This is a genomic window from Xanthobacter sp., assembly GCF_041911315.1.
In the GTDB taxonomy this organism is placed as follows: domain Bacteria; phylum Pseudomonadota; class Alphaproteobacteria; order Rhizobiales; family Xanthobacteraceae; genus Xanthobacter; species Xanthobacter aminoxidans.
Genome location: NZ_JAYRPE010000053.1, coordinates 61,652 through 86,533 on the forward strand (window position 1 = coordinate 61,652; position 24,882 = coordinate 86,533).

General features: G+C 68.1%; 20 protein-coding genes. 12 read left to right on the forward strand and 8 right to left on the reverse strand.

Annotated features, from left to right (window positions below):
* Positions 1-56 precede the first annotated feature (56 nt).
* Positions 57-2,336 (reverse strand): NADP-dependent malic enzyme, encoded by a 2,280-nt coding sequence (locus ACE3QW_RS15325; protein WP_029555144.1) that lies wholly within the window; start codon positions 2,334-2,336, stop codon positions 57-59.
* A 247-nt stretch (positions 2,337-2,583) separates the two neighbouring features.
* On the opposite strand from ACE3QW_RS15325, the gene ACE3QW_RS15330 reads away from it, so the two are divergent.
* A complete protein-coding gene (locus ACE3QW_RS15330; protein ID WP_374252298.1) occupies positions 2,584-4,623 on the forward strand; it encodes a hypothetical protein in 2,040 nt (679 codons plus the stop codon).
* A 49-nt stretch (positions 4,624-4,672) separates the two neighbouring features.
* Here the strand turns inward: ACE3QW_RS15330 and ACE3QW_RS15335 are convergent, their stop codons facing one another.
* Together ACE3QW_RS15335 and aspS are read right to left on the reverse strand one after the other, a co-directional pair.
* Positions 4,673-5,131 carry a DUF2059 domain-containing protein gene (locus ACE3QW_RS15335; RefSeq protein ID WP_374252300.1) on the reverse strand — a complete coding sequence of 153 codons (459 nt, stop codon included), beginning with the start codon at positions 5,129-5,131 and terminating at the stop codon, positions 4,673-4,675.
* Between the two features lie 107 nt (positions 5,132-5,238).
* Entirely contained in the window at positions 5,239-7,011 is a 1,773-nt protein-coding gene (gene aspS / locus ACE3QW_RS15340; RefSeq protein ID WP_374252302.1) for an aspartate--tRNA ligase, read from the reverse strand.
* Between the two features lie 282 nt (positions 7,012-7,293).
* Here aspS and ACE3QW_RS15345 point away from each other — a divergent pair, with 282 nt between their 5' ends.
* Together ACE3QW_RS15345 and rnd are read left to right on the forward strand one after the other, a co-directional pair.
* Positions 7,294-9,618, forward strand: a complete 2,325-nt coding sequence (locus tag ACE3QW_RS15345) for an EAL domain-containing protein (RefSeq protein WP_374252304.1) — start codon at positions 7,294-7,296, stop codon at positions 9,616-9,618.
* A 66-nt stretch (positions 9,619-9,684) separates the two neighbouring features.
* Entirely contained in the window at positions 9,685-10,833 is a 1,149-nt protein-coding gene (gene rnd / locus ACE3QW_RS15350; protein WP_029555149.1) for a ribonuclease D, read from the forward strand.
* Between the two features lie 21 nt (positions 10,834-10,854).
* Here the strand turns inward: rnd and gmk are convergent, their stop codons facing one another.
* The 5 genes from gmk to ACE3QW_RS15375 form a co-directional block, all read right to left on the reverse strand.
* Positions 10,855-11,460 (reverse strand): guanylate kinase, encoded by a 606-nt coding sequence (gmk, locus tag ACE3QW_RS15355; RefSeq protein ID WP_250168183.1) that lies wholly within the window; start codon positions 11,458-11,460, stop codon positions 10,855-10,857.
* A 101-nt stretch (positions 11,461-11,561) separates the two neighbouring features.
* Entirely contained in the window at positions 11,562-12,431 is an 870-nt protein-coding gene (locus tag ACE3QW_RS15360; RefSeq protein ID WP_029555151.1) for a YicC/YloC family endoribonuclease, read from the reverse strand.
* Positions 12,432-12,523: 92 nt separating this feature from the next.
* Positions 12,524-13,561 carry an endolytic transglycosylase MltG gene (gene mltG / locus ACE3QW_RS15365; protein WP_250168138.1) on the reverse strand — a complete coding sequence of 346 codons (1,038 nt, stop codon included), beginning with the start codon at positions 13,559-13,561 and terminating at the stop codon, positions 12,524-12,526.
* Between the two features lie 473 nt (positions 13,562-14,034).
* Positions 14,035-15,297 (reverse strand): beta-ketoacyl-ACP synthase II, encoded by a 1,263-nt coding sequence (fabF, locus tag ACE3QW_RS15370; RefSeq protein WP_029555153.1) that lies wholly within the window; start codon positions 15,295-15,297, stop codon positions 14,035-14,037.
* Positions 15,298-15,406: 109 nt separating this feature from the next.
* Positions 15,407-15,643 carry an acyl carrier protein gene (locus tag ACE3QW_RS15375; RefSeq protein WP_012115109.1) on the reverse strand — a complete coding sequence of 79 codons (237 nt, stop codon included), beginning with the start codon at positions 15,641-15,643 and terminating at the stop codon, positions 15,407-15,409.
* Between the two features lie 300 nt (positions 15,644-15,943).
* On the opposite strand from ACE3QW_RS15375, the gene ACE3QW_RS15380 reads away from it, so the two are divergent.
* From ACE3QW_RS15380 to ACE3QW_RS15420, 9 genes are all read left to right on the forward strand, one after another.
* The gene (locus ACE3QW_RS15380; RefSeq protein WP_374252306.1) at positions 15,944-16,150 is read left to right on the forward strand and encodes a hypothetical protein; all 207 of its coding nucleotides are present in this window, start codon (positions 15,944-15,946) and stop codon (positions 16,148-16,150) included.
* A 69-nt stretch (positions 16,151-16,219) separates the two neighbouring features.
* Entirely contained in the window at positions 16,220-17,509 is a 1,290-nt protein-coding gene (gene murA, locus ACE3QW_RS15385) for a UDP-N-acetylglucosamine 1-carboxyvinyltransferase (protein WP_374252308.1), read from the forward strand.
* Between the two features lie 71 nt (positions 17,510-17,580).
* Entirely contained in the window at positions 17,581-18,111 is a 531-nt protein-coding gene (locus ACE3QW_RS15390) for a CDP-alcohol phosphatidyltransferase family protein (RefSeq protein WP_029555155.1), read from the forward strand.
* Between the two features lie 186 nt (positions 18,112-18,297).
* A complete protein-coding gene (locus ACE3QW_RS15395) occupies positions 18,298-19,380 on the forward strand; it encodes an AI-2E family transporter (protein ID WP_245272226.1) in 1,083 nt (360 codons plus the stop codon).
* A gap of 4 nt (positions 19,381-19,384) precedes the next feature.
* Positions 19,385-20,116 carry a chromosomal replication initiator DnaA gene (locus ACE3QW_RS15400; RefSeq protein ID WP_374252311.1) on the forward strand — a complete coding sequence of 244 codons (732 nt, stop codon included), beginning with the start codon at positions 19,385-19,387 and terminating at the stop codon, positions 20,114-20,116.
* 106 nt (positions 20,117-20,222) lie between these two features.
* The gene (locus ACE3QW_RS15405) at positions 20,223-22,409 is read left to right on the forward strand and encodes an RNA degradosome polyphosphate kinase (protein WP_029555158.1); all 2,187 of its coding nucleotides are present in this window, start codon (positions 20,223-20,225) and stop codon (positions 22,407-22,409) included.
* 1 nt (position 22,410) lies between these two features.
* Positions 22,411-23,937 carry an exopolyphosphatase gene (gene ppx, locus ACE3QW_RS15410; RefSeq protein WP_374252313.1) on the forward strand — a complete coding sequence of 509 codons (1,527 nt, stop codon included), beginning with the start codon at positions 22,411-22,413 and terminating at the stop codon, positions 23,935-23,937.
* Between the two features lie 103 nt (positions 23,938-24,040).
* The gene (locus tag ACE3QW_RS15415; RefSeq protein WP_029555160.1) at positions 24,041-24,340 is read left to right on the forward strand and encodes a hypothetical protein; all 300 of its coding nucleotides are present in this window, start codon (positions 24,041-24,043) and stop codon (positions 24,338-24,340) included.
* 80 nt (positions 24,341-24,420) lie between these two features.
* On the forward strand, positions 24,421-24,879 hold the full coding sequence (locus ACE3QW_RS15420; RefSeq protein WP_250168145.1) for an ion channel: 459 nt from the start codon (positions 24,421-24,423) through the stop codon (positions 24,877-24,879).
* Positions 24,880-24,882: the final 3 nt, after the last annotated feature.

Below are 24,882 nucleotides of genomic sequence, written 5' to 3' on the forward strand. Positions count from 1 at the left end.
GGCCCCTCCCCCCTCCCGCGCGGGGAGGAGGAAAGGTCCGTCTTTTCAGAGGCTTGTCAGTCCGTCTGCGCCTCGGCCACGGCCACGGCGGTCATGTTGACCACGCCGCGGGTCGTCACCGACGGGCCGAGGATGTGGGCCGGCTTGGCGGTGCCCATGAGGATGGGTCCGACCGGCAGGGCATCGCCCAGCACCTTGATCATGTTAAAGGCGATGTCGGCCGCGTCGAGGTCCGGCATCACCAGCACGTTGGCCACCCCGGACAGCCCGGAATGGGGGAAGGACTTCTTGCGGATATCTTCCACAAGTGCTGCATCCGCCTGCATTTCTCCGTCGACCTGAAGGTTCGGATCGCGCTCGCGGATGATGGAGAGGGCGGAGCGGACGCGCTTGGCCGAGAGCGTCTCGTGGCTGCCGAAATTGGAGTGCGAGAGCAGCGCTACCCGCGGCTCCAGACCGAAGCGGCGGACGTGGGCGGCGGCCAGCACCGTCATCTCGGCGAGGTCGGCGGCGGTGGGCTCGGTCTGGATCTGCGTGTCGCAGATGAAGAAATTGCCCTTGGAGGTGATGAGCAGCGAGAGCGCCGCCAGCTCCTTGACTCCGGGGGCGAGGCCGATGATGTCGCGCACCTGCCGGAGGTGGCGCACGAACCGACCCTCGATGCCGCAGAGCATCGCATCCGCCTCGCCGCGATGGACGGCCAGCGCCGCGATCACGGTGGGATGGGTGCGGACCAGCGTGCGGGCGGCGTCGGGCGTCACGCCGCGGCGGCCGGCCACCTCGACGTAATCGCGCACGTAGTCGCGGTAGCGCGGATCGTCCTCGGGATTGATGAGGTCGAAGTCGCGGCCGGGCTGGATGGAGAGGCCGAAGCGCTTCAGGCGGGTATCCACCACGCTCGGGCGGGCGACGATGATGGGCCGGGCGATGCCTTCCTCGACCACCGCCTGCACGGCGCGCAGCACGCGCTCGTCCTCGCCTTCGGCATAGATCACGCGCTTGATGGACTGCTTCGCCTTGGCGAACAGCGGACGCATGATGAAGCCGGAGCGGAACACGAAGGTGTCCAGCCGGTCGATATAGGCGTCCATGTCGGTGATGGGACGCGTCGCGACGCCGGTGTCCATGGCCGCCTTCGCCACCGCCGGCGCGATGCGCAGGATGAGGCGCGGATCGAACGGGGAGGGAATGAGCGAATCGGAGCCGAAGGAGCGGGTCTCGCCGCCATAGGCGCGGGCCACCACGTCCGACGGTGTCTCGCGGGCGAGCGCGGCGAGGGCTTCCACCGCCGCCATCTTCATCTCGGCGTTGATGTCGGTGGCGCCCACATCCAGCGCGCCGCGGAAGATGTAGGGGAAGCACAGGACGTTGTTGACCTGGTTCGGGAAGTCCGACCGGCCGGTGCAGATCATGGCATCCGGGCGCGCCTCGCGGGCAGCCTCGGGCATGATCTCGGGCATGGGATTGGCGAGGGCGAGGATAAGCGGCTTGTCCGCCATCTTCTTCACCATCTCCGGCTTCAGCACGCCGCCGGCGGAGAGGCCGAGGAAGATATGCGCGCCCTCGATCACCTCGTCGAGGGTACGCTTGTCGGTCTTCTGGGCATAGATCTCCTTGTAGGGATCCATGAGGGTGTTGCGGCCGTCATAGACCACGCCCTCGATATCGGTGACCCAGATGTTCTCCTTCTTCGCGCCGATGGTGACGAGAAGGCCGAGGCAGGCGAGCGCGGCGGCGCCGGCGCCCGAGGTGACGATCTTCAGATCCTCGATCTTGCGGTTGCCGATCTCCAGCGCGTTGCGCACCGCAGCCGCGACGATGATGGCGGTGCCGTGCTGGTCGTCGTGGAAGACCGGGATCTTCATGCGCTGGCGCAGCTGGGCTTCCACCTCGAAGCACTCGGGCGCCTTAATGTCCTCGAGATTGATGCCGCCGAAGGTGGGTTCGAGCGCGCTCACCACGTCCACCATGCGCTCGACGGTCAGGGCATCGATCTCGATGTCGAACACGTCGATGCCGGCGAACTTCTTGAACAGGACGGCCTTGCCTTCCATCACCGGCTTGCCGGCGAGGGGGCCGATATTGCCGAGGCCGAGCACGGCGGTGCCGTTGGAGACGACGCCCACGAGATTCGAGCGGATGGTCAGCTCGGCAGCCTGCAGCGGATCGGCGGCGATGGCCTCGCACGCGGCGGCGACGCCGGGCGAATAGGCGAGCGCCAGATCGCGCTGATTGCCGAGGGGCTTGGTGGCCTGGATCTCAAGCTTTCCCGGCCGCGGCGTGCGATGGTAATAAAGTGCGCCCGAACGCAGATCCTCGGAAATGTTGGACGCCATACGCCTCCCCCTTCGTGAATAACGTTCGCCGCGGAAAATCGGCCGGCAACCTAGCGGCCACGCATGCTTATGTCACGGGCGACCGCACAAATTAGGTTATGTTGCGCACGCATGGCGGGTCTGAGGGGCGCAGGTGCCGCGATCTTGGGCGTGTCTGATGCGCGCTCGCAATTTGGGCGCCTGCGATTCGCCCTTTTGGCGGCGAGTCTGCGGGTATGATGCGGGCGGATGCCTGGAAGGAATGGATATGACCGAGGGGAAGGCGGGGCGCGGAATCGGGACGAAGGTTGCCGTTGCGATCGGGATCGTCGCCGTGCTGGGGGCGGGCGGCTGGTTCGGCTTCGCCGCCTGGTCGCGGGCCAAGGTGCGGTCGGAAGTGGACCAGGCGTTTGCCGGCATCCGCGCGGCGGGCAGCAAGGCGTCCTTCACGGACGCCGGCTTCGACCCCGCGGACCGGGCCGTCACGGTCTCAGGCATCGCCATCGCCTCGGCCGACGGTACAGCGGCCGTGAAGATCGCGCGCCTTGTCGCGCGGGGCAGCGAGAAGCCCATCGACCGGCGAGTGACGCTGGAAGCCCTCGACCTCGACGGCGTGGAGGTGACGCTCACCGGCGATTCCGCACAAGGCGGGACCGTCACCTACAGCCTGCCGCAGGTGATGATCGACCGCTACAACGGTCCCATGACCTTGATCGCGGCTGGCGAGGGTGGCGGCGCCTATGGCGCCTTGCGGGTGGCCCTGCGCCAGTTGGCGGCGACGACCGCCGCCAAGGTGACCATCCCCGAGGCGCGCGTACGGATGGCGCCGGCCGGTGCTCCGCCCATGGAGGCCACCTACACCAATCTCGCCGCCGAGGGCATCAATGCCGGGGCGATCCGCAGCCTCATCATCGACCGCTCGACCGCCTCCTATGTGCTGCCGGCCGCGGCGCCCGCCAATGGGCAGGCCGCCCCGGTTAAGTTCAACCTGCGCATCGAGGGACTGGTCGCGGCGCAGATCGACACCGCGCCGCTGCTGCTGATGACCCAGCCGGGCGGCCCCGCCGGCAAGGCAGCCGACGCCTACGGGCGCATCTATGGCAAGGTGGTCACCGGCCCTTACGTCATCTCCCAGGACGGCGGCCCCACCCAGGGCGGCGCCTCCATGCTGATGGAGAATTTCGCCATCCGCCCCTCGGCCTTCGATGCCGGGCGGCTCGCCAAGTTCCAGGCTCTGGTGACGAAGCCGCCGGCCAATCCGTCCGTCGAGGACAGCCGCCGCGCCGCCGAGCTGGTGCGCGATACCATCGGCGGCATCTCCTTCACCACTGTCGCGGTCACGGAAGCCTACACCTCGGAGAAGGGCGAGACAGGGCGTGTCGGGCTGATCCGCATGGACGGCCTCGCCAACGGCGTGCTCGACGGGTTCGTGCTGGAGCGGGCGGACGGCAAGACGCCTGAGGGCGGCACCGGCAAGATCGGCCGCATCGCTGTGCGCCAGCTCGATTTCAACCAGCTCGCGGCGCTCGCTGCCGAAGCGCAGAGCCCCTCCCCCACCACGGCGCTGGTGTTGTTCCGGGTGATCTCGGGCATCGAGATCAAGAATCTGGAGGTGCCTTACGGCGAGGGCGATGCGAAGGACGAGCCGGTGAAGATCGGCAATTTCTCCCTGTCCTGGGGTGGGTCGCTGGGGGTGCTGCCGTCCTACGTGGACTTCGCGCTGACCGACGTCTCGGGCCCGATCCGGCCGGAGGATGGCGAGCCCTTCATCTATCTCATGAACGCAGGCATGAAGCGGGCGACCGTCTCGCTCGGCGCCAAGGCATTTTACGACGTCAACGAGAGCACGCTCACGCTGGCGCCCATCACCACCGAGGTGAAGGACGCCTTCCGGGTCATCATCGAGACCAAGCTTTCCGACGTGCCGCAGTCCGCCTTCGCCGACGCCGGCGGCTTCGTCAACGAACTGCCGGCGATCGGTGCCGGGCCGGTGACGGTAACGCTGACGGACCTCGGGCTCGCCAAGCTCATGTACGCCCAGTTCGCCAAGGCGGCCGGGGTGAGCGAGGCGGACTATCGCGAGCAGGTCGTGGCGCTGGCCGAAAGCTTCGCGGCCGAGATGGAGGAGGGCATGCCCGAGATGGCGCCGGTGGGTGCCGCCCTGGTGTCGTTCCTGCGCAATCCGGGCACGCTGAAGGTGACGGCAAAGCCGAAGGGCTTCGTGCCGCTGATCGCCCTCGTCTCCTCCGGCGACCCGACCGTCATGCTGGAGACCTTCACCTTCGAGGCGACCGCCACGGCGCCCTGAGGGCGCTCAGGCGCGCGATGGAAGCGCCGGGTTCAGAGCCCCGGCGCCCTCACCGGGGGGCGCCGGTGGCCGCGCTCAGGAACGCCACCAGCTTCACGATCTGCTGCTGAACGGCCATGTTGACGGCTTCCGGTGGATTTTCCTGGACCCGCACCATCTTCAGGCCGAGGGGGCTGCCGTAGAAGGCGGCCAGTTCCTTGAGTTCGGCCAGGGTGTAGGCATCCGCATAATAGCCCACGAAGACCCCCACGAGATCCTCGCGGATGCTGGCGGATTCCTTCGTGAGCACGTCACGTGCGGCATCCCGCTTGTCAGCCGGGATCTTCTCGGCAGCCTGGCCGATCATCCGGCCGAAATGCTTCTCCAGGCCCGGCACGACCGCGAAGTCGACCACCTGCCGCGCCAGCGCGGCCTTGTCCGAAGCCTCGTCAGCTGCGGCGCCGGCGGGGAAGGCGAGAATCTGGACCGCGAGGGCCGCGGCCAAGAGCATTGGATAGGCGAACCGCATCTGCATCCTCCCGGGAGCGCCCGCGGTTTCGTCCCGCGGTGATGTCCCGGAGAGGATCTATATCGGCTTCGGCGCGGCCGCGCTTCTCCCCCAACTGGGGGACCGCATCACTTCTGCTGCGGCGCAGACCGGATGTGGAGTTCGCGCAACTGCTTCGGGCTCGCCTCGTTCGGGGCGCCCATGAGCAGGTCGAGCGCTTGCTGGTTCATGGGGAAGATGGAGATTTCGCGCAGGTTGGTGGTGCCGCACAGGAGCATGACGATGCGGTCCACGCCCGCCGCCATGCCGCCGTGAGGCGGCGCGCCATACTGGAAGGCCCGATACATGCCGCCGAACCGCTCCACCACGGTCGCCTCGTCATAGCCGGCCAGTTCGAACGCCTTCACCATGGCCTCGGGACGATGGTTGCGGATGCCGCCGGAGGCGATCTCGTAGCCGTTGCAGGCGATGTCGTACTGGAACGCCTTGATGGTGAGCGGGTCCTGCGTGTTCAGCGCTTCCAGCCCGCCCTGCGGCATGGAGAAGGGGTTGTGGGAGAAGTCCACCTTCTTCTCCTCCTCCGAATATTCGTAGAAGGGGAAGTCGACGATCCAGGCCAGCTCGAAGCGGTCCTTATCGACGAGGTTCAGTTCCTCGCCGACGCGGGTGCGGGCAAGGCCGGCGAACTTCACGAACTTGTCCGGGTCGCCCGCCACGAAGAAGGCGGCGTCGCCGGCCTTGAGGCCGAGCTGTTCGCGGATCGCCTCGGTGCGTTCGGGGCCGATGTTGTTGGCGAGCGGGCCGGCGCCCTCCCCGCCTTCGCGCCACATGATGTAGCCGAGGCCCGGCTGGCCCTCGCCCTGCGCCCAGCTGTTCATGCGGTCGCAGAAGGCGCGCGAGCCGCCGCCGGGGGCGGGGATGGCCCACACCTCGTTCTTCTCCACCTCCAGCATGCGGGCGAACACCTTGAAGCCCGAGCCGCGGAAATGGTCCGACACGTTCTGCATCACCAGCGGGTTGCGCAGGTCCGGCTTGTCGGTGCCGTACTTGCGCAGGGCTTCCGCATAGGGAATGCGCGGCCAGTTCTTGGTCACCGGCTTGCCGCCGGCAAACTCCTCGAACACGCCGGTGATGACCGGCTCCATGGCGGCGAACACGTCTTCCTGCTCGACGAAGCTCATCTCCAGGTCGAGCTGGTAGAACTCGCCCGGCAGGCGGTCGGCGCGCGGGTCCTCATCGCGGAAGCAGGGGGCGATCTGAAAGTAGCGGTCGAAGCCGCTCATCATGATGAGCTGCTTGTACTGCTGCGGCGCCTGCGGCAGCGCGTAGAACTTGCCCGGATGGAGGCGCGAGGGCACCAGGAAGTCGCGCGCGCCCTCCGGCGAAGAGGCCGTGAGGATGGGCGTCTGGAATTCGAAGAAGCCCTGATCCTTCATGCGCCGGCGCATGGCGTCGATGATGGCGCCGCGGGTCATGATGTTGCGGTGGAGCTTCTCGCGGCGCAGGTCGAGGAAGCGGTACTTGAGCCGCGTCTCTTCCGGGTATTCCACATCGCCGAACACCGGCAGCGGCAGCTCGGCCGCCGGGCCGAGCACTTCGAGGTCGGTGGCGTAGACCTCGATGGCACCTGTCGTGAGGTCCGCGTTCTCCGTGCCTTCGGGGCGCAGGCGCACCTTGCCGTCGATGCGGATGACCCACTCGGAGCGCGCCTTCTCGGCGTCCTTGAAGGCCCCGCTATCGGGGTCCACCACCACCTGGGTGAGGCCGTAATGGTCGCGCAGGTCGATGAACAGCACGCCGCCGTGGTCGCGGATGCGGTGGCACCAGCCGGACAGGCGGACGATCTGGCCCACCTCGGCGGTCGAAAGCGCGCCGCAGGTATGTGAGCGGTAACGGTGCATGGGGTCGCCCTTTCAAGGCTGAACGGAGAAGACACGGGGCGATCAGGCCCTGCAGCCCGGACGCCCGCGCGCAGGCCATTGGCGCGCACCGGACGCCCGAGGCGCCGCTTGCGCGCCGGGCGCCGCGTCACCGCGCGCCACGGCTCGAAAGTCCGCATCTAAGGCGGGGCGAAGGTGCATGCGATCCCGCCCGTGTCAAGCGCGCAGTCTTGTTCAGCCATGCGCGAAGGATGTAGGTTCGGTTCTGCCGTGTCTTCATCGATGGGTCGTGCGGGTGCGGGCGTGACAGAGAGCGAGGCCGGCATGGAGACGCCGAACGGGCGTGAAACCGGGTCGCAGGACGTGGCGGGACCAGCCCTGCACGGGCCTCTGTGGCTGGCCCTGATCGCTGCGGCCCTGGTCGGCTGCGTAATCGCCGCCACCAGTCTCCTCGTGACGAACCTGTGGCATGATGGGGCCGCCGATCGCGCCCGTGAGCTCGAAAACCTTGCCGTGACGCTGTCGGAGCAGACCGCCCGTGCGTTCCAGAGCGTGGGCCTCATCCAGGACGACCTTATCGCCCATGCGCGGGAAAGGGACATCGAGACACAGGCCCAGCTCGCAGGAAACATGTCGACGGAAGACGTCCATTCCCGGTTGCGGGAGAAGATTTCCGGCCTGCCCTTCATCGATGCCATCACCGTCATCGATCAGACCGGCCAGCTCCTCAATTTTTCGCGCTATTGGCCCATTCCCAAGGTCAACGTATCCGACCGCGACTATTTCCTGGCCCTCGAAGGGATGAAGGGACCGGATATCTTTGTGAGCGAGCCGGTCCCGAACCGCGGGAGCGGCTCCGTCACCATCTATCTCGCCAAGCGCTTCGCGAACAGTTCGGGCCGCTTCCTGGGCCTGGTGCTGGGCGCCATGGAGCAAGCGTATTTCGAGCGCTTCTACGGCGGCATCCGGCTTGGACGCGACGGCATGATCGCGCTGATCCGTTCCGACGGTGCGCTGCTCGCCCGCTATCCCGGCTCGGCCGGCCTCTCCCCGCGCGATTCCGCCGTCCGTGCGCGGACCGCGACGGCGGTGTTCGGCAGCGGCCAGATGACCCAGCTCCCCGCCGGAACGCTGGATGAAAAGGCGCGCATTGCTGCGGTCCACCCCGTGGGCGATCTGCCGGTGGCCGTGGTGGTGAGCGACAGCGTCGCCGCTCTGGATACCCTCATGTGGCAGCGCGCGACGCCGCTGATCGTCGCCTCCGTGCTGCTTTGCCTCACCATCGGTCTGGCCGCCTGGGGCCTCGGCCGGCATCTGCGGGATGAGCGGGCCTTCGCCGTAACCCAGCATGCCATGGCACGGATCGACATGCTGACCGGCCTGCCCAACCGCCTTGCCTTCGCCGAGCGTCTGGCCGCACTCCTGAATGCGCGAGGCGGCGGAACGCCCTTCGCCCTGCTTTATCTCGACCTCGATTATTTCAAGGCCGTCAACGACACCCTCGGCCACGACGCCGGCGACACCCTGCTGACCGAGATCGCCGAACGCATCCGCGCCATGCTCGGCCCGGACGACTTCTCAGCCCGCCTCGGCGGCGACGAGTTCGCCGTCGTTCTGGCGGGGCTGACGCACGAGACAGAAGCGACGGAATTTGCGCAGCGTCTGATCGAGGCGCTGCGCACGCCGTTCCACATCGGGCTCCACCGGATCATCAGCGGCTGCAGCGTCGGCATCGTGATGTCGCCGCGGGACGGGACCGGGGTCGCTCAATTGCTCAAGAACGCGGACCTCGCCCTCTACCGCGCCAAGACCGACGGCCGGGGCATCGCCCGTGTCTTCGTCGAGGAGATGGAGCGTCTGGTGCGCGAGCGCCGCGAGATGGAGGTGGATCTCCAGACCGCATGGCGGGAGCGCCAGTTCTTCCTGGTCTACCAACCCATCGTGGAAGCCGAATCAGGCCGCATCGCCGGGTTCGAGGCGCTGCTGCGCTGGCGGCATCCCGAGCGCGGGCTGGTCAGCCCCTCGGACTTCATCCCGGTCGCCGAGGAAACCGGGCTCATCCTGCCGCTCGGCGCCTGGGTCCTCACCGAGGCCTGCGTCGCGGCCACCGCCTGGCCAGAGAGCCTGTTCGTCTCGGTCAATCTCTCGCCCATCCAGTTCCGGGGGGCGGAAGCCTTCCGGCAGGTGCGCAGTGCGCTGGAAAGCTCGGGTCTCGCCCCCTCCCGGCTGGAGGTGGAGATCACCGAAAGCACGCTGCTGCATGAGGGGCCGATGGTGCGGGCGACGCTGGAGCAGTTCAGCGAGGAGGGAATCACTGTCGCGCTGGATGATTTCGGGACCGGCTACTCCTCCCTGGGATACCTCAGAACGCTCAGCATCGGCCGCATCAAGGTCGACCGCTCGTTCATCGAGCAGGTGGAGACCTCGCCGCAGAGCCTCGCCATCGTGCGCGCCATCGTCGGCCTCGCCCGCACGCTCGGGCTGCGTTGCACGGCTGAAGGCGTTGAGACCGAGGGCCAGCGGCGGCTGCTCACGGCCGAGGGCTGCTCGCATCTTCAGGGCTATCTGCTGGGCCGTCCGGGCTCCGCAGAGGAAGCCCTCCGCCGCGCCCGCGCATCGGCCGCCTGACGTCTTTCCGACAAGATCACGCCACATTCCCTTTGCCGAACGCGTCGGCGTGGGTATGTTTGACGGATGGACCCCATCACCTCGACCGAGGCGCTGGCAGCTGCCTGCGAGCGTCTTGCGCGACACCCCTTCGTCACCGTCGACACCGAATTCCTGCGGGAAAGCACCTTCTGGCCGAAGTTGTGCGTGGTGCAGGTTGCATCCCCCGACGAGGCCATCCTCATCGATGCGCTCTCGGAAGGGCTGGATCTCGCCCCCTTCTACCGGCTCATGGGCAATGAGCGGGTGATGAAGGTGTTCCATGCCGGGCGGCAGGATATCGAGATCATCTGGCATCAGGCGCGGCTGATTCCCCACCCGGTGTTCGATACCCAGGTGGCGGCCATGGTGCTGGGATACGGAGACAGCATCTCCTACGACCAGTTGGTCCAGCGCACCGTCGGCCACAGCCTCGACAAGTCCTCCCGCTTCACAGACTGGTCGCGCCGGCCGCTGAGCCAGGCGCAGATCACCTACGCCATCGCCGATGTCACCCATCTGCGGGACATCTACATCAAGCTCACGGCGGATCTGGACGCCCGCGGCCGCGGCGAGTGGGTGGGCGAGGAGATGCACGTCCTCACCTCCCCCGCCACCTATGAGCAGCATCCCGAACAGGCGTGGGAACGGCTCAAGTCCCGCGTGCGCAAGCCGCGCGAGCTGGCGGTGCTGGTGGAAGTCGCCGCCTGGCGCGAGCGCGAGGCCCAGACCCGCGATCTGCCGCGCGGCCGGGTCATCAAGGACGAAGTGATCGGCGAGATCGCCGTGCAGCAGCCGCAGACCCCGGAGCGCCTTGCGGAGCTGCGGTCCCTGCCCAAGGGGTTCGAACGCTCGCGCTATGGCGAGGCGGTGCTGGAAGCGGTGAAGCGCGGTGTCGCGCGCGATCCCAAGACCCTGCCGCGCATCGAGCGGGACAAACCCCTGCCCAACGGCGCCAGCGCCACGGTCGAACTGCTGAAGGTGCTGCTGCGCATGACGGCGGAACAGAACGCCGTCGCCGCCAAGGTGATCGCGACGACCGAGGATCTGGAGCGCATCGCCGTGAGCGACGAGGCCGACGTGCCGGCTCTGAAGGGCTGGCGACGCGAGCTGTTCGGCGTGCACGCCCTCGCACTCAAGGCCGGGCAGCTCGCCCTCGCCGTGGACAAGGGCAAGGTGGTGGCAGTGCAGAAATAGCCGCTACCGGACCGGCGCACCTCAGAGGTGGTCGCGCAGGCCCTTCACGAAGCTGGAAAGCCCGGTGAGCCGCCGCCGCTTCAGCCGCTCCGCCTGGAGGATGGCGGTGAGCTTGGTGAGGCTGTCTTCCACGTCGTGATTGATGATGATGTAGTCGTATTCGGTGTAGTGGCTGATCTCGTCCGAGGCCTTGGCCATGCGCTGGTGCACGACCTCCTCTGAATCCTGCGCCCGCGACCTCAGCCGCTGCTCGAGGTCGGCGGCGGACGGCGGCAGGATGAAGACCTTCACCAGATCCTGCTGCGCGCTCTCGCCCAATTGCTGGGTGCCCTGCCAGTCGATGTCGAACAGCACATCCCGCCCGGCGGAGAGCGCCTGCTCCACGGCCCCGCGCGGCGTGCCGTAGAGGTTCTCGAACACCGTGGCGTGCTCCAGCAGTTCGCCTTCGTCGCGCATGCGGTGGAAGGTGTCGCGATCGACGAAGAAATAATCCTTGCCGTGCTCCTCGCCCGGCCGCGGTGCGCGGGTCGTCACCGAAACCGACATGGTGATGCGGTCGTCGCTCTTCAGCAGCAGACGGGACAGGGTGGTCTTGCCCGCGCCCGACGGCGAGGAGAGCACCAGCATCAGTCCGCGGCGGGCGAGCACCCCGGCGCCCGGCTTCCAGCCCGGCAGCGCGAAGTGCGACGACACGGAAGATGAGGCGGAATTGGGCATCGCGGCGGACTTCACTCTAGGTTCTGGATCTGCTCGCGGAACTGGTCCACGAGCAGCTTGAGGTCAAGCCCGATCTGCGTGAGTGCCACGGAATTGGACTTCGAGCACAGGGTGTTCGCCTCGCGGTTGAACTCCTGGGCGAGGAAATCAAGCCGCCGCCCGACTGGCCCGCCGGCGGCCATCAGGTCGCGCGCAGCGGCAATGTGGGCGACGAGGCGGTCAAGTTCCTCGCGGACGTCGGCCTTGGTGACGGCGAGAATGGCCTCCTGGTGGAGCCGCTCGGGATCGAGGGAAGCGGCCTCCATCAGCACCCGGACATGATCGGCGATGCGCGCCTTGACCGCCTCGACCGAACGCTCTGGCAGGCGCTCGGCGCGGGAGACGAGGCCGGTGATGGTATCGAGGCGCTCGGTCAGGATGGAATTGAGGGCGCTGCCTTCCCGCTCGCGCATGGTGCCGAGTTCGGCCAGCGCCCGGTCGAAGGCGTCCAGCACCGCGGCCATAAGGGCGCGGCGCTCTTCCTCGCTGTCCTCGGCCTCGGTGATCTCCACCATGCCCTTCACGGCCAAAAGCGAATCAAGGGTCGGCGCAGCGGCGCCAAGACGGCGCGCGCTTTCGGCCATGGCGCGGTAGAGCGCCTCAAGCGCGCCCTGGTTGACGCGGACGGTGGAGGCCTCGCCCTCGCGGGTCGCGGTGAGGTTGGCGGCGACGGAGCCGCGCGAGAGCACCTGCCCGGTGCGGCTGCGCACGTCCGATTCCAGCGACTCGAAGCCGGGCGGCAGGCGCAGGCGCAGGTCGAGGCCCTTGCCGTTCACCGAGCGCACCTCCCAGCCGAAGCGCCACGGCCCGTGCGAGCCGGAGACGCGGGCGAAGCCGGTCATGCTGGCGAGCGGCGTCCTCGGCTCAACCTTTCCGGCCGAGACGGCTGCGCGCTTGATGATCGGTCCCGCGGCCATTGCCGTCTCCGTGTCTTTTAGCGGCCGGGTGCGGCCGGAGGTGTGGCGGCCGGCGCGGCAGGCGGCTGTCCGCCCTGCGCCGGGGCTGCGCCCTGCTCGATCGCCCGCCAGCGGGCGACGTTCTTGTTGTGGTCCGCCAAGGTCTCGGCGAAGGCGTGTCCGCCGGTGCCGTCGGCGACGAAGAACAGATCCTTCGTCTTCGGCGGGTTGGCCGCCGCCATCAGCGCGTCCTTGCCCGGATTGCAGATGGGGCCGGGCGGCAGGCCGTCGATGGCATAGGTGTTATAGGCGGTGGCCGTGGCGATGTCGGTGCGCGAGATCGGGCGACCGAGCGAGCCCCTGCCGCCGACGATGCCGTAGATGATGGTCGGATCGGACTGCAGCCGCATCTTCTTCGTCAGGCGGTTGACGAACACGGCGGCGACCTTGGGCCGCTCGTCGTCCTTGCCGGTCTCCTTCTCCACGATGGAGGCGAGGGTGACGAGTTCCTGCGGGCTCTTGAGCGGCACGTCCGGCGCGCGCTTGGCCCAGATGGTCGCGAGCAGCTTCTTCTGCGCGTCCGCCATCTCCTGCAGCACCGCATCCCGGGTCATGCCGCGATGGATGCGGTAGGTCTCGGGCAGGAGCGTGCCTTCCTGCGGCACGGCGGGCGTGCCGGTGAGCAGGTCATTGTCCATCAGCCGCTTGACCACCTGCTGGCTGGTCAGCCCCTCGGGGATGGTCACCTGGTGGAGCACCACCTTGCCGGAGGCGATGGTGTCGATGATGCTCGCCACCGACTGGCCCGGCTTGAACACGTATTCGCCTGCCTTCAGGGAGGCATCGGGCCGGGCGAGCTTCTGCCCGGCAACGAACAGTACCCAGCTCTGGATTACGCCCTCGCGTTCCAGAATCTCGGCCATGTCGCGCACGCCAGCGCCGCGCGGAATGTTCACCACCTTCTCGGTGGTCAGCGGGCCCGGCTCGGTGAAAGCACGCTGGCCATACCAACCGGCGAGCCCCACCGCGACGAAGACGAACAGCAGGAAGGTGAAGATGCCGCTGCCGATGGTCACGGCCGGATGCCGCGCGCTGCGCGACGGCCGCGGCGGCTTGGGCGGAGGCCGGCGCGGCGGCGCCTTGCCCGGCTTCGAACTGCGGGCAGGACCGGTGGGCATCGGAGGAGCGGCGGGCGGACGCGGCGGAGCGGACACGCCGGCAGCGCTCGGGGCCGCGGGCGGACGGATCTGCCCCTTGAGCAGAAGCGGCGATTCCTCACCGGCGCCGACGTGAGATTGCGCAGCGGCAGGCTCGGAAGATGCCGGCGTCGGGGCTGCCGTGCCCCCGGCCTCCGCCGGCTCCTCGCGCGTCGATGATCCGTCGTTGGACTGGGCCATCCCGGGCTCCCTTGTCGTCGGCGAAGGCTCCCACCGTGTCGGCGGGGCAGTCAGCCACCTTTTGGCGGCTTGCTAAAGGGACATTCGGGCGTGACGGGGGCAGGCTGTCCCAGCGTCGTGCGGCCGGGCGCGAGCCCGGCCGTCGGGCCGCATCAGGCGGCGTAGCGGCGGAAGACGAGCGACGCGTTGGTGCCGCCGAAGCCGAAGGAATTGGAGAGAACGGCGTCGATCTTGCGCGGCTTGGGCGTCAGCGGCACGAGATCGATCGGCGTCTCGACCGACGGATTGTCGAGATTCAGCGTCGCCGGGGCGATCTGGTCGCGGATGGCGAGGATGGAGAAGATCGCCTCCACCGACCCCGCGGCCCCGAGCAGATGGCCGATGGACGACTTGGTCGACGACATGGCGGTCTTGGCCGCCGCGTTGCCGAGCAGCCGCTCCACCGCCTTGAGCTCGATCTCGTCGGCCATGGTGGAGGTGCCGTGGGCGTTGATGTAGTCGACGTCGTCCGCCGTCATCCCCGCGCGCTTCAGCGCCGCCGACATGCAGCGATAGGCGCCGTCGCCGTCCATGGACGGGGCGGTGATGTGGAACGCGTCGCCCGACAGGCCGTAGCCGACCAGCTCGGCGTAGATCTTGGCGCCGCGGGCCTTGGCGTGCTCCAGCTCTTCCAGCACCACGACACCGGCGCCCTCGCCCATGACGAAACCGTCACGGTCCTTGTCGTAGGGGCGCGAGGCGTGGGTCGGATCCTCGTTGAAGGCGGTGCAGAGCGCCTTGCAAGCGGCGAAGCCGGCGATGGCGAGCCGGTTGATCGGCGATTCGGTCCCGCCCGCCACCATCACATCCGCATCGCCGAGGGCGATCAGGCGTCCGGCGTCGCCGATGGCATGGGCGCCAGTGGAGCAGGCCGTGACCACCGCGTGGTTCGGCCCCTTGAGGCCGTGGGCGATGGAGACGTAGCCACCGGCAAGGTTGATGAGCCGGCCGGGAATGAAGAAGGGAGAGATGCGGCGCGGGCCGCGATCCTTCAGCAGCAGGGAGGCATCCGCGATGCCCTCGATGCCGCCGATACCGGAGCCGATCAGCACGCCCGAGGTGATCTGGTCCTCGTAGGACGTGGGATGCCAGCCGGCGTCGTCCAGGGCCTGGGTGGCCGCAGCCATGGCAAAGACGATGAATTCATCGACCTTGCGCTGTTCCTTCGGCTCCATCCACTGGTCGGGATTGTAGGTGCCGTCGGACCCGTCGCCGCGCGGGATGTTCGCTGCGATCTTGCACGCGAGGTCGGAGACCTCGAAGTGGCTGATCGTCTTGACACCGCTTTCGCCGGCAAGAAGCCGCCGCCAGGTCGGCTCGACGCCGCAGGCGAGCGGCGTCACCATGCCGAGGCCGGTGACGACAACACGTCTCATGGGAAAAACTCCGGGAGGCGGGCGAACAGCGCGCCTGGCGCGCGGCCCGGTGCAACAACGGCCGCGGGCGCCGAGCGCCACGCGACCGCCAGATGGACACGCGAATGGATCAAGCCGCGTTCTTTTCCAGGAACTTGATCGCGTCGCCCACAGTCAGGATGGTCTCGGCGGCATCGTCCGGGATCTCGCAGTTGAAGGCCTCCTCGAAGGCCATCACGAGTTCCACGGTGTCGAGGCTGTCCGCGCCGAGATCGTCGATGAAGGAGGCGCTCTCCGTGACCTTCTCGGGTTCAACCCCCAGATGCTCCGCGACAATCTTCTTCACCCGCTCGGCGATGTCACTCATAGATCGAACCCTCGGTTGTTCGGATAATCCCGTTGCCGTTCGGCGGCTGGAGGAGGGCATAATGCCTTTTTTCCGCCGTGCCCAGCCCCCCTCCGTCGCGAAGGAGACGAGATCGCGTCGGCCCGTCCTCGCGCCGCGCGCGGATGGTGGAGCGCCTGAACGCCCGCGTGCCCCCGGCCCAGCAATTGGGCTCGTTAGCACACTCCCTGCGGCAAGGCCAGCAATGCACGCAAAGGTAAGGAGAAAGGGTGCCCTTGCGCCGGTTCGCCCGCGCCTCTATTGGGACGAAAGGGGAACATCATGGCTTCTGACACGGATCGATCGGATCGCCTCGCCGCTGCATTGCGCGCCAATCTCCAGCGCCGCAAGGCGCAGGCGCGCGCCCGGCGCGCGCCGCAGGAGGAAAATGCCTCGCCCGAGGCTTCCGGTGGAAATCCCGCAACGGGTGGTAGCAGCGCCCCGTCCGAGGGGAAGCCCGCGATTGTGCCGGACGGCGAGGCGGGCTAGAGCTTCTCTCTTACATCCGCTTACGGCCGGCTCAGGGGGGCGCCGCCCGCAAGGCAAGGACAGGACGGCATGGACAAGATTCGCATCGTCGGCGGCAACGAGCTGAAGGGCACCATCCCCATCTCGGGCGCGAAGAACGCAGCCCTGCCGCTGATGATCGCCAGCCTCCTGACCGAGGAGAAGCTGATTCTCGAGAACGTCCCGCGGCTCGCGGACGTGGCGCTGCTGCAGCGCATCCTCGGCAATCACGGCGTGGATATCACCACCAACGGCAAGCGTAACGGGGACGACCCCTATGCCGGCCAGACGCTGGAGATCGACGCCCGCGTCATCGTGGACACCATTGCTCCCTACGAGCTGGTGTCGAAGATGCGCGCTTCGTTCTGGGTGGTGGGGCCGCTCCTCGCCCGCATGGGCGTCGCCAAGGTCTCCCTGCCCGGCGGCTGCGCCATCGGCACGCGGCCGGTGGATTTCCACCTCGACGCCCTGCGCGCCCTCGGCGCCGACATCGAGATCGACGCCGGCTACGTGCTGGCCAAGGCGCCGCGCGGGCTCACCGGCGCCCGCATCGTCTTCCCGAAGGTGTCGGTGGGTGCGACCCATACCGCGCTGATGGCTGCCGCCCTCGCCCGCGGCGAGAGCGTGATCGAGAACGCTGCGCGCGAGCCCGAGATCGTCGATGTCGCCGACTGCCTCATCAAGATGGGCGCGCGCATCGAGGGGGCCGGCACCTCCACCATCCGCATCGAGGGCGTGCCGCGCCTCAAGGCCGCCCGCCACGCGGTGCTGCCCGATCGCATCGAGACCGGCACCTATGCCATGGCCACCGCCATGACCGGTGGCGACGTGATGCTGGCCGGCGCCCGCCCGGACCTGCTGGAGGACGCGCTTGAGACCCTGCGCCATGCCGGCGCCGAGATCGACGCCACCAACGAGGGCATCCGCGTGCGTCGCAACGGCGCCGGAATCCTGCCGGTGGAGGTCTCCACCGCCCCCTACCCTGGCTTCCCGACCGACCTCCAGGCCCAGCTCATGGCGCTGATGACCAAGGCCAAGGGGCGCTCGCGCATCACCGAGACCATTTTCGAGAACCGCTTCATGCACGTGCAGGAGCTGGCCCGTCTCGGCGCCCGCATCCAGCTCGACGGCGACACCGCCGTGGTGGAGGGTGTCGAGCGCCTGACCGGAGCCCCGGTGATGGCCACGGACCTGCGCGCCTCGGTGTCCCTGGTCATCGCCGGCCTCGCCGCCGAGGGCGAGACCATGGTGCAGCGCGTCTACCACCTCGACCGCGGCTTCGAGAAACTGGAAGAGAAGCTGTCGCGCTGCGGCGCGGAAATCGAGCGCATCAGCGGCTGAGGGCGGCGCGGAGCACTGCGCCCCCTCTCATTCGACCGGCCTTTCAACGCTATCAGGGTGGCGGAAGAGCCTTGAGCATCCCCAACATCATCACCTTGCTGCGCATCTTCCTGGTGCCGGCCGTGGTGTGGGCCATCGCCTCCGGCGAGCCGCTCCTTGCCTTCTGGCTGTTCCTCGCCGCCGGAATCTCGGATGCGCTCGACGGCTTCATCGCCAAGCGCTTCCAGATGCAGACGGAGCTCGGCTCCTATCTGGACCCGGTGGCGGACAAGGCGCTGCTCATCTCCATCTACGTGACGCTGGCGGTGGTTGGCCTCATCCCCCGCTGGGTCGCCATCGCCGTGGTGTCGCGGGATGTCATGATCATCGGCGCGGTGGTGCTGTCGCTGGTGATGGCCAAGCCGGTGACGATCAGCCCGCTTCTCATTTCCAAGGTGAACACGGCGGCGCAGATCAGCTTCGCCGCCCTTGTGCTGGCGAGCGCCGGCTTCGGGGTGACGGTGCCCGGCCTGTACGATCTGGGGCTCGTGCTTGTCGGCCTCTTGACGGGCCTTTCCGCCGCTGCCTATCTCGCCGCATGGACGCGCCATATGGCAAGCTGAGGGGCAACGGTTCAGGATCGGCGCCTCTACGGGCGGCCGGTTGAAAGGCGCAAGGTGATGGACGGCGACCGCACCCGCATGCCGGAACTCCGCAGCGACCCCACGTCGCCGGCGCGTCGCGGTGCCGCGTTTGCCCGGCTTCCGCGCATGCCAGTGCCGATCCATTCCGGGATGGAGGGGACCTCCGTGCGCATCCAGGCCCGCTTCTGGGTGGGCGCACTGCTGCTCACCGCATTCGTCCTGTGGCTGCTTTCCGGCATCCTCCTACCGTTCGTGGCGGGCATCGTGCTCGCCTACTTCCTCAATCCGGTGGTCGCGCGCCTTGAGCGCATCGGCGTCGCCCGCACCCTCTCCGCCCTCGTGGTGGTGGGGATCATGCTGCTGCTGGTGATGCTGTTCTTCCTGCTGGCGCTGCCCATCCTGTCGTCCCAGCTGTTCGAATTCATCCAGCGCCTGCCGTCCTACGTGACGCGCCTGCAGGGCCTCCTGACCGAAGAGAACCGGGAATGGCTGAGCGGCATCGTCGGCGACCGGCTGCCGGATATGCAGCGCTCCATCTCCGACCTGATGACCCAGGGGGTCAGCCATGTGCTGAGCCTGCTCTCGTCGGTCTGGTCCGGCGGGCAGGCGCTGATCTCGCTGTTCGCGCTGCTGGTGGTGACGCCGGTGGTTGTGTTCTACATCCTGTGCGACTGGAACGAGATGGTCGGGCTGGTGGACCGGCTGGTGCCCGTGCCGCACCGCCCGGTGGTGCGGAGCCTCGCCCTCGCCATGGACAGCGCGGTGGCCGGCTTCGTCCGCGGCCAGGCCATGGTCTGCCTGCTGCTCGGCGGATTCTATGCCGTCTCCCTCTCCATGGTGGGGCTGAACTTCGGCCTGCTGATCGGCATCGTGTCCGGGGTCATCACCTTCATCCCCTATGTGGGCTCGCTGACCGGCTTCGTGCTGGCCATGGGCGTCGCCATCGTCCAGTTCTTCCCGGACTGGAGCATGATCGGCACCGTGCTCGCCATCTTCGTCGCCGGCCAGACCATCGAGGGGTATGTGCTCTCGCCGAAACTGGTGGGCGACAGCATCGGCGTGCATCCGGTGTGGCTGATGTTTGCCCTGTTCGCCTTCGGCTACCTGTTCGGCTTCGTCGGCCTGCTGCTGGCTGTGCCGCTGACGGCGGTGGCCGGCGTTCTGGTGCACTTCGCCATCGCCCGCTACATGCAATCCTCGCTCTATCAGGGCGCGGCGGACGATGATCCTCCGGCAGAGACCCGCTGACCCGATGCCCCGCCCCCCGGCAGAACCGCCGCGCCAGCTTGCCCTCGACCTGCCGAACCAGCCGGCGCTGCGCCGCGACGACTTTCTCGCCGCGCCCGGCAACGCGGCGGCGCTCGCCTTGATCGACGCCTTTCCCGACTGGCCGTCGCGTGTCGCCTGCCTCGTCGGCCCGGAAGGCGCGGGCAAGAGCCACCTCGCCGCCATCTTCGCCGAGCGGTCGGGCGCCCTGACGCTGGCCGCCCGCGACTTGGTGCGCGAGGCGGTGCCGGCGGCCCTCGCCTGCGACGCGCTGGTGCTGGAGGACCTCGACCCGGCGACCTTCAGCGAGCCGGCCTTGTTCCACCTGCTCAATCTCGCCCGTGAGCAGCAGGCCTACCTGCTGATGACGGCGCGTACGCCGCCCTCTGGCTTCCCCCTCGCCACAGCCGACCTCGCCTCCCGGCTGCGCGCCATCCCGGTGTTCGAGATCGCCCCGGCGGACGATTCCCTGCTGGCGGCCGTGCTGGTGAAGCTGTTCACCGACCGCCAGCTCGCGGTGGACGAGGCGACCGTGCAATATCTGTTGCTGCGCATCCCGCGCTCGGTGGCGGGGGCCCAACGCATCGTCGAGGCGCTCGACCAGGCCGCGCTGGCCGCCCGGCGGCCGGTGACCCGCGCGCTGGCAGCCCAGGTGCTGGCGGCCGGCGATCTGGCGGACGAGGCCTCCGCCGGGACCGATCCGGACGCGGACGATTGAGGAACGCGCAAGGCCGGCGCAATGTCATAGAGTGGTCATGCAAGCCGGCCATGGTCCGGCCGGTTTCCGCCAATGAGGCATGAGGGAGCGACGGGAGCGAATGGGCATGAACGAGGCTGTGGCTCTCTCCGACACCGAAATCGTCTCCGAAGTGGAAAGCCCGCTCGCGCAGTCGCCGCAGCGGTTCATCAATCGCGAGATTTCCTGGCTCGGCTTCAACCGCCGCGTGCTGGAGGAAGCGGAGAACCGCAATCATCCCCTGCTGGAGCAGTTGCGCTTCCTCTCCATCTCCGCCAACAACCTCGATGAATTCTTCATGGTCCGCGTCGCCGGCCTGAAGGAGCAGGTGCGCGAGGGCGTGCAGACCCAGAGCCCGGATGGCCTCACCCCTTCCGAGCAGCTCACCACCATCCTCGCCGCCGCCGCGCAGCTGATCTCCGACCAGCAGGCGCGCTGGCGCGAACTGAGGCGCGACCTTGCCGCCGCCGGCATCGTGCTGGTGGATGGCGGGGACGGGACGCCCGAGGACATGGAGGTGCTGGAGCGGCACTTCCTCAACCACGTCTTCCCGGTCCTGACCCCGCTCGCCATCGATCCGGCCCACCCTTTCCCGTTCATTCCCAACCTGGGCTTCTCGCTGGCCCTCCAGCTGGTGCGTCAGTCGGACGGGCGGGGCATGAACGCGCTCATCCGCATCCCGGCCAAGGTCGACCGCTTCATCCGCCTGCCGGACCAGGGCACCGGCACGCTGCGTTTCATGACGCTCGAGCAGATGATCGGCCTGTTCATCGCGCGCCTCTTCCCCGGCTATGCGGTAAAGGGACAGGGCGTGTTCCGCGTGATCCGCGACAGCGACCTCGAAATCGAGGAAGAGGCCGAAGACCTCGTCCGCCTGTTCGAAACCGCCCTCAAGCAGCGCCGCTACGGCGAGGTGATCCGCATGGAGGCCGACGCCGCCATGCCGGAGGAGCTGCGCAATTTCGTCGCCCGCGAACTCGGCGTGAACGACGACGAGATCTTCGTGGTGGACGGCGTGCAGGCGCTGAACGAGTTCTCACAGCTCGTCTCGGTGGACCGGCCGGACCTGAAATTCCAGGCCTACAACGCCCGATTTCCCGAGCGCATCCGCGACCACGGCGGAGACTGCTTTCTCGCTATTCGCGAGAAGGACATTCTGGTTCACCACCCTTATGAATCCTTTGACGTGGTGGTTCAGTTTCTGCGTCAGGCCGCCCGCGACCCCAACGTCGTCGCCATCAAGCAGACCCTCTACCGCACCTCCTCCGACAGCCCCATTGTGAAGGCACTGGCCGAGGCGGCCGAGGCCGGCAAGTCGGTGACCGCGCTGGTGGAGCTGAAGGCGCGCTTCGACGAGGAAGCCAACATCCGCTGGGCGCGCGACCTGGAGCGCGCCGGCGTGCAGGTGGTGTTCGGCTTCATCGAGCTGAAGACCCACGGCAAGCTCTCCATGGCGGTGCGCCGGGAAGGCTCCCAGCTCGCCACCTACGTCCATGTGGGCACCGGCAACTACCATCCCATTACCGCGCGCATCTACACCGACCTCTCCTTCTTCACCGCCGATCCGGTGATCGCCCAGGACGTGGCGCGCATCTTCAACTTCATCACCGGCTATGCGACGCCGGGTGAACTCGACGCCATGGCCGTGTCGCCCTCCTTCCTCAAGCCGCGGCTGATGAAGCACATCGCGGACGAGATCGAGTTTGCCCGGGCGGGCCGTCCGGCGGCCATCTGGCTGAAGTGCAATTCGCTGGTGGATCCCGAGATCATCGACGCGCTCTATGCCGCCAGCGCCGCCGGCGTTCAGGTGGATTGCGTCATCCGCGGCATCTGCTGCCTCCGGCCCGGTATTCCCGGGCTTTCCGAGAACATCCGGGTGAAGTCCATCGTCGGGCGCTTCCTGGAGCACTCGCGCATCTACTGCTTCGGCGGCGGCCACGGCCTGCCGAGCCCCAACGCCATCGTCTACATCTCCTCGGCCGACCTGATGCCGCGCAACCTCGACCGCCGCGTCGAGACCCTGTGCCCCATCACCAACCCGACCGTGCACGAGCAGGTGCTCGACCAGATCATGGTTGCGAACCTTATCGACAACCAGCAGAGCTGGCGCGTCTTGCCGGATGGCTCGTCGGAACGCATAGTCCCGGCGCCGGGCGAGGAGCCGTTCAACGCCCATCAGTATTTCATGACAAATCCGAGCTTGTCCGGACGTGGAAAGTCTCTCAAGGATTCTTCGCCGCGCAGCCTCTTCGTCCGCCGCGGAGGCGGGCGCTGAGTTGACGCATGCCCCCGGCCGGCTGTCCCAGGGGGCGCCGGTTGCCGTCATCGACATCGGCTCCAACTCGGTGCGCCTCGTGGTGTACGAGGGGCTCAACCGTGCCCTGACGCCGGTCTTCAACGAGAAGGCCCTGTGCGGGCTCGGCCGGGAGGTGCTCTCCACCGGCCGGCTCCCGCAGGATGCGGTCGATCGCGCCTTCGCCGCGCTGAAGCGGTTTCGTGCGCTCTGCGACGCGATGCAGGTGGGCGAGGTCCATGCCCTCGCCACCGCCGCCGCGCGCGACGCGCAGAACGGCCCCGCCTTCATCGCCGAGTGCGAGGCCATCTGCAGCACCCGCATCGAGCTGCTCACCGGCAAGCGCGAGGCGGAACTTGCGGCCTATGGCATCGTCGCCGGCGTCCATGCGCCGGACGGCATCGTCGGCGACCTGGGCGGCGGCTCGCTGGAGCTGGTTGACGTGAAGGCCGGCAGCGTCGGCACGGGCGTGACCCTGCCTCTGGGCGGCCTCGCCTTGCAGGATCGCTCCTCCCGTTCGACGCGCAAGGCGGAGAAGATCGTCCGCGACACCATCCCGGAGGCGCAGGTTCTGGAAGGCCTCGCCGGCCGTACCTTCTATGCGGTGGGCGGCACCTGGCGGGCGCTGGCGCGCCTGCACATGTTCACCAAGGGCTATCCGCTGCATGTGATGCACGGCTACGTGATACCAGCCCGCGAGGCGCTGGATTTCACCCGCATCGTCCATCGCGCCGATACCGAGGCGCTGGCCCATATCGACGTGATCTCCGACGCGCGCCGCCCGCTTTTGGCCTATGGCGCGCTGGTGCTGGAGAACATCGTGCGGCAGGGCCGTCCGTCCGAGGTGGTCATCTCGGCGCTCGGCGTGCGCGAGGGCCTGCTCTATTCGCTGCTGCCGGAAGCCGAGCGCGCCGGCGACCCGCTGCTCATCGCCGCCGCGGAGATGAACGTCCTGCGCTCCCGCTCGCCGCTGCACGGCGAGGAGCTGGTGGCTTGGACCGACGGCTTCTTCGCTTCGGCGCCTGTGCTGGAAGAAGCGGAGGAGGAGCGCCGCCTGCGCCGCGCCGCCTGCCTGCTGGCGGATGTGGGCTGGCGCGCCCATCCCGACTATCGCGGCGAGCAGAGCCTCAACATGATCGCCCATGCCGCCTTCGCCGGCATCGATCATCCCGGCCGGGCCTATGTGGCGCTGTCGGTCTATTTCCGCCACGTGGGCCTCGGGGCTGACGAGAGCGACACCCGCATCCTGGAGCTTGTCACCACCGGAATGCTGGACCGCGCCCGCATCCTCGGCGCGGCCATGCGGGTGGCCTATGTGCTGTCGGCCGCCATGCCCGGCATCCTGCCCCGCATGCCGCTGAAGGTGCGCGGCGACCAGCTCGCGCTGAGCGTGCCGAAGCAGCTGGTGCCGCTCATCAACGAGCGAGTGCAGAACCGGCTGCGCCAGCTCGCCCGCCTCATCGGCCGCGAGCCGGCGCTGGAGCAGTATGAGGAGGGCGCGGCGGACTGATCCGCCGTCCCCACCCGGCCCCCTGCCCGGTCACGAAAAGGTTGCCCGTGTCCCCGCGTCGCCGCACGGATTTCTGCCTGAATTGGCCGGCAGTCTTTCAGTCATGAAACAGCTCGTGAACATCTTCGGCGGCATCGCCGGCCTTGTGGTGGCGGGTCTCGTCGGACTCGCCCTCTTCACGCTCGTGGGCGGCCTCATCCTGGTGGCGGGCATCGTCATCACCGCCCTGGTCATTGGTGGCGGCGTCTATGCCCTCGTCACTGGGCGCGCGCCGGGCATGAAGCGCGACGGCGGCTTCTCCTTCCGGGTCATCGACCTGCGCGAGACGCGCACCTACGGGACGCCGGACGAGAGCGGCATGATCGACGTGACCCCGCCCAAGGACCCTCGCCGCAACGTCTGATCACCCGCCATTGCGGGGGAGTTCAGCCGACTGACTGGTGATATGGTCTGCTCCCTTTGAAGCGGGAGCGGGCTTGGGACATGCACGGGGCGATCGGTTCGGGCGCGGTTCTGGCGGTGGTCGCGACCTGCGTCGTGCTGGCAATGCTGACGGTCGTCACCCATGCGATCGCGCTGACGGTCATCCGTCGGCGCCTCACGCACCGCATCAGAGGGAAGGTCTACGTCGACCACGTCTTCGTCGAGGCCGCCATCATCAGCGCGACGGTGCTCAGCCTCAGCCTCGTGCATCTCGCCGAAGTCTGCATCTGGGCCGCCGCCTATGTGCTGCTCGACGCAATCGGCGACCCGCGGGACGCCATCTATTATTCCCTGTCCACCTACACCACGCTCGGCCCTGACGGCGTGACCATCGCCAAGGCGTTCAGGGCAGTGGCCGGCTTCGAATCGCTCATCGGACCGATGATGGTGGCGTGGTCCACGGCCTTCCTGGTGGAATTCGTGGTCCGCATGCGCGGGGGCAACACCGGCACGGGTTGAGCC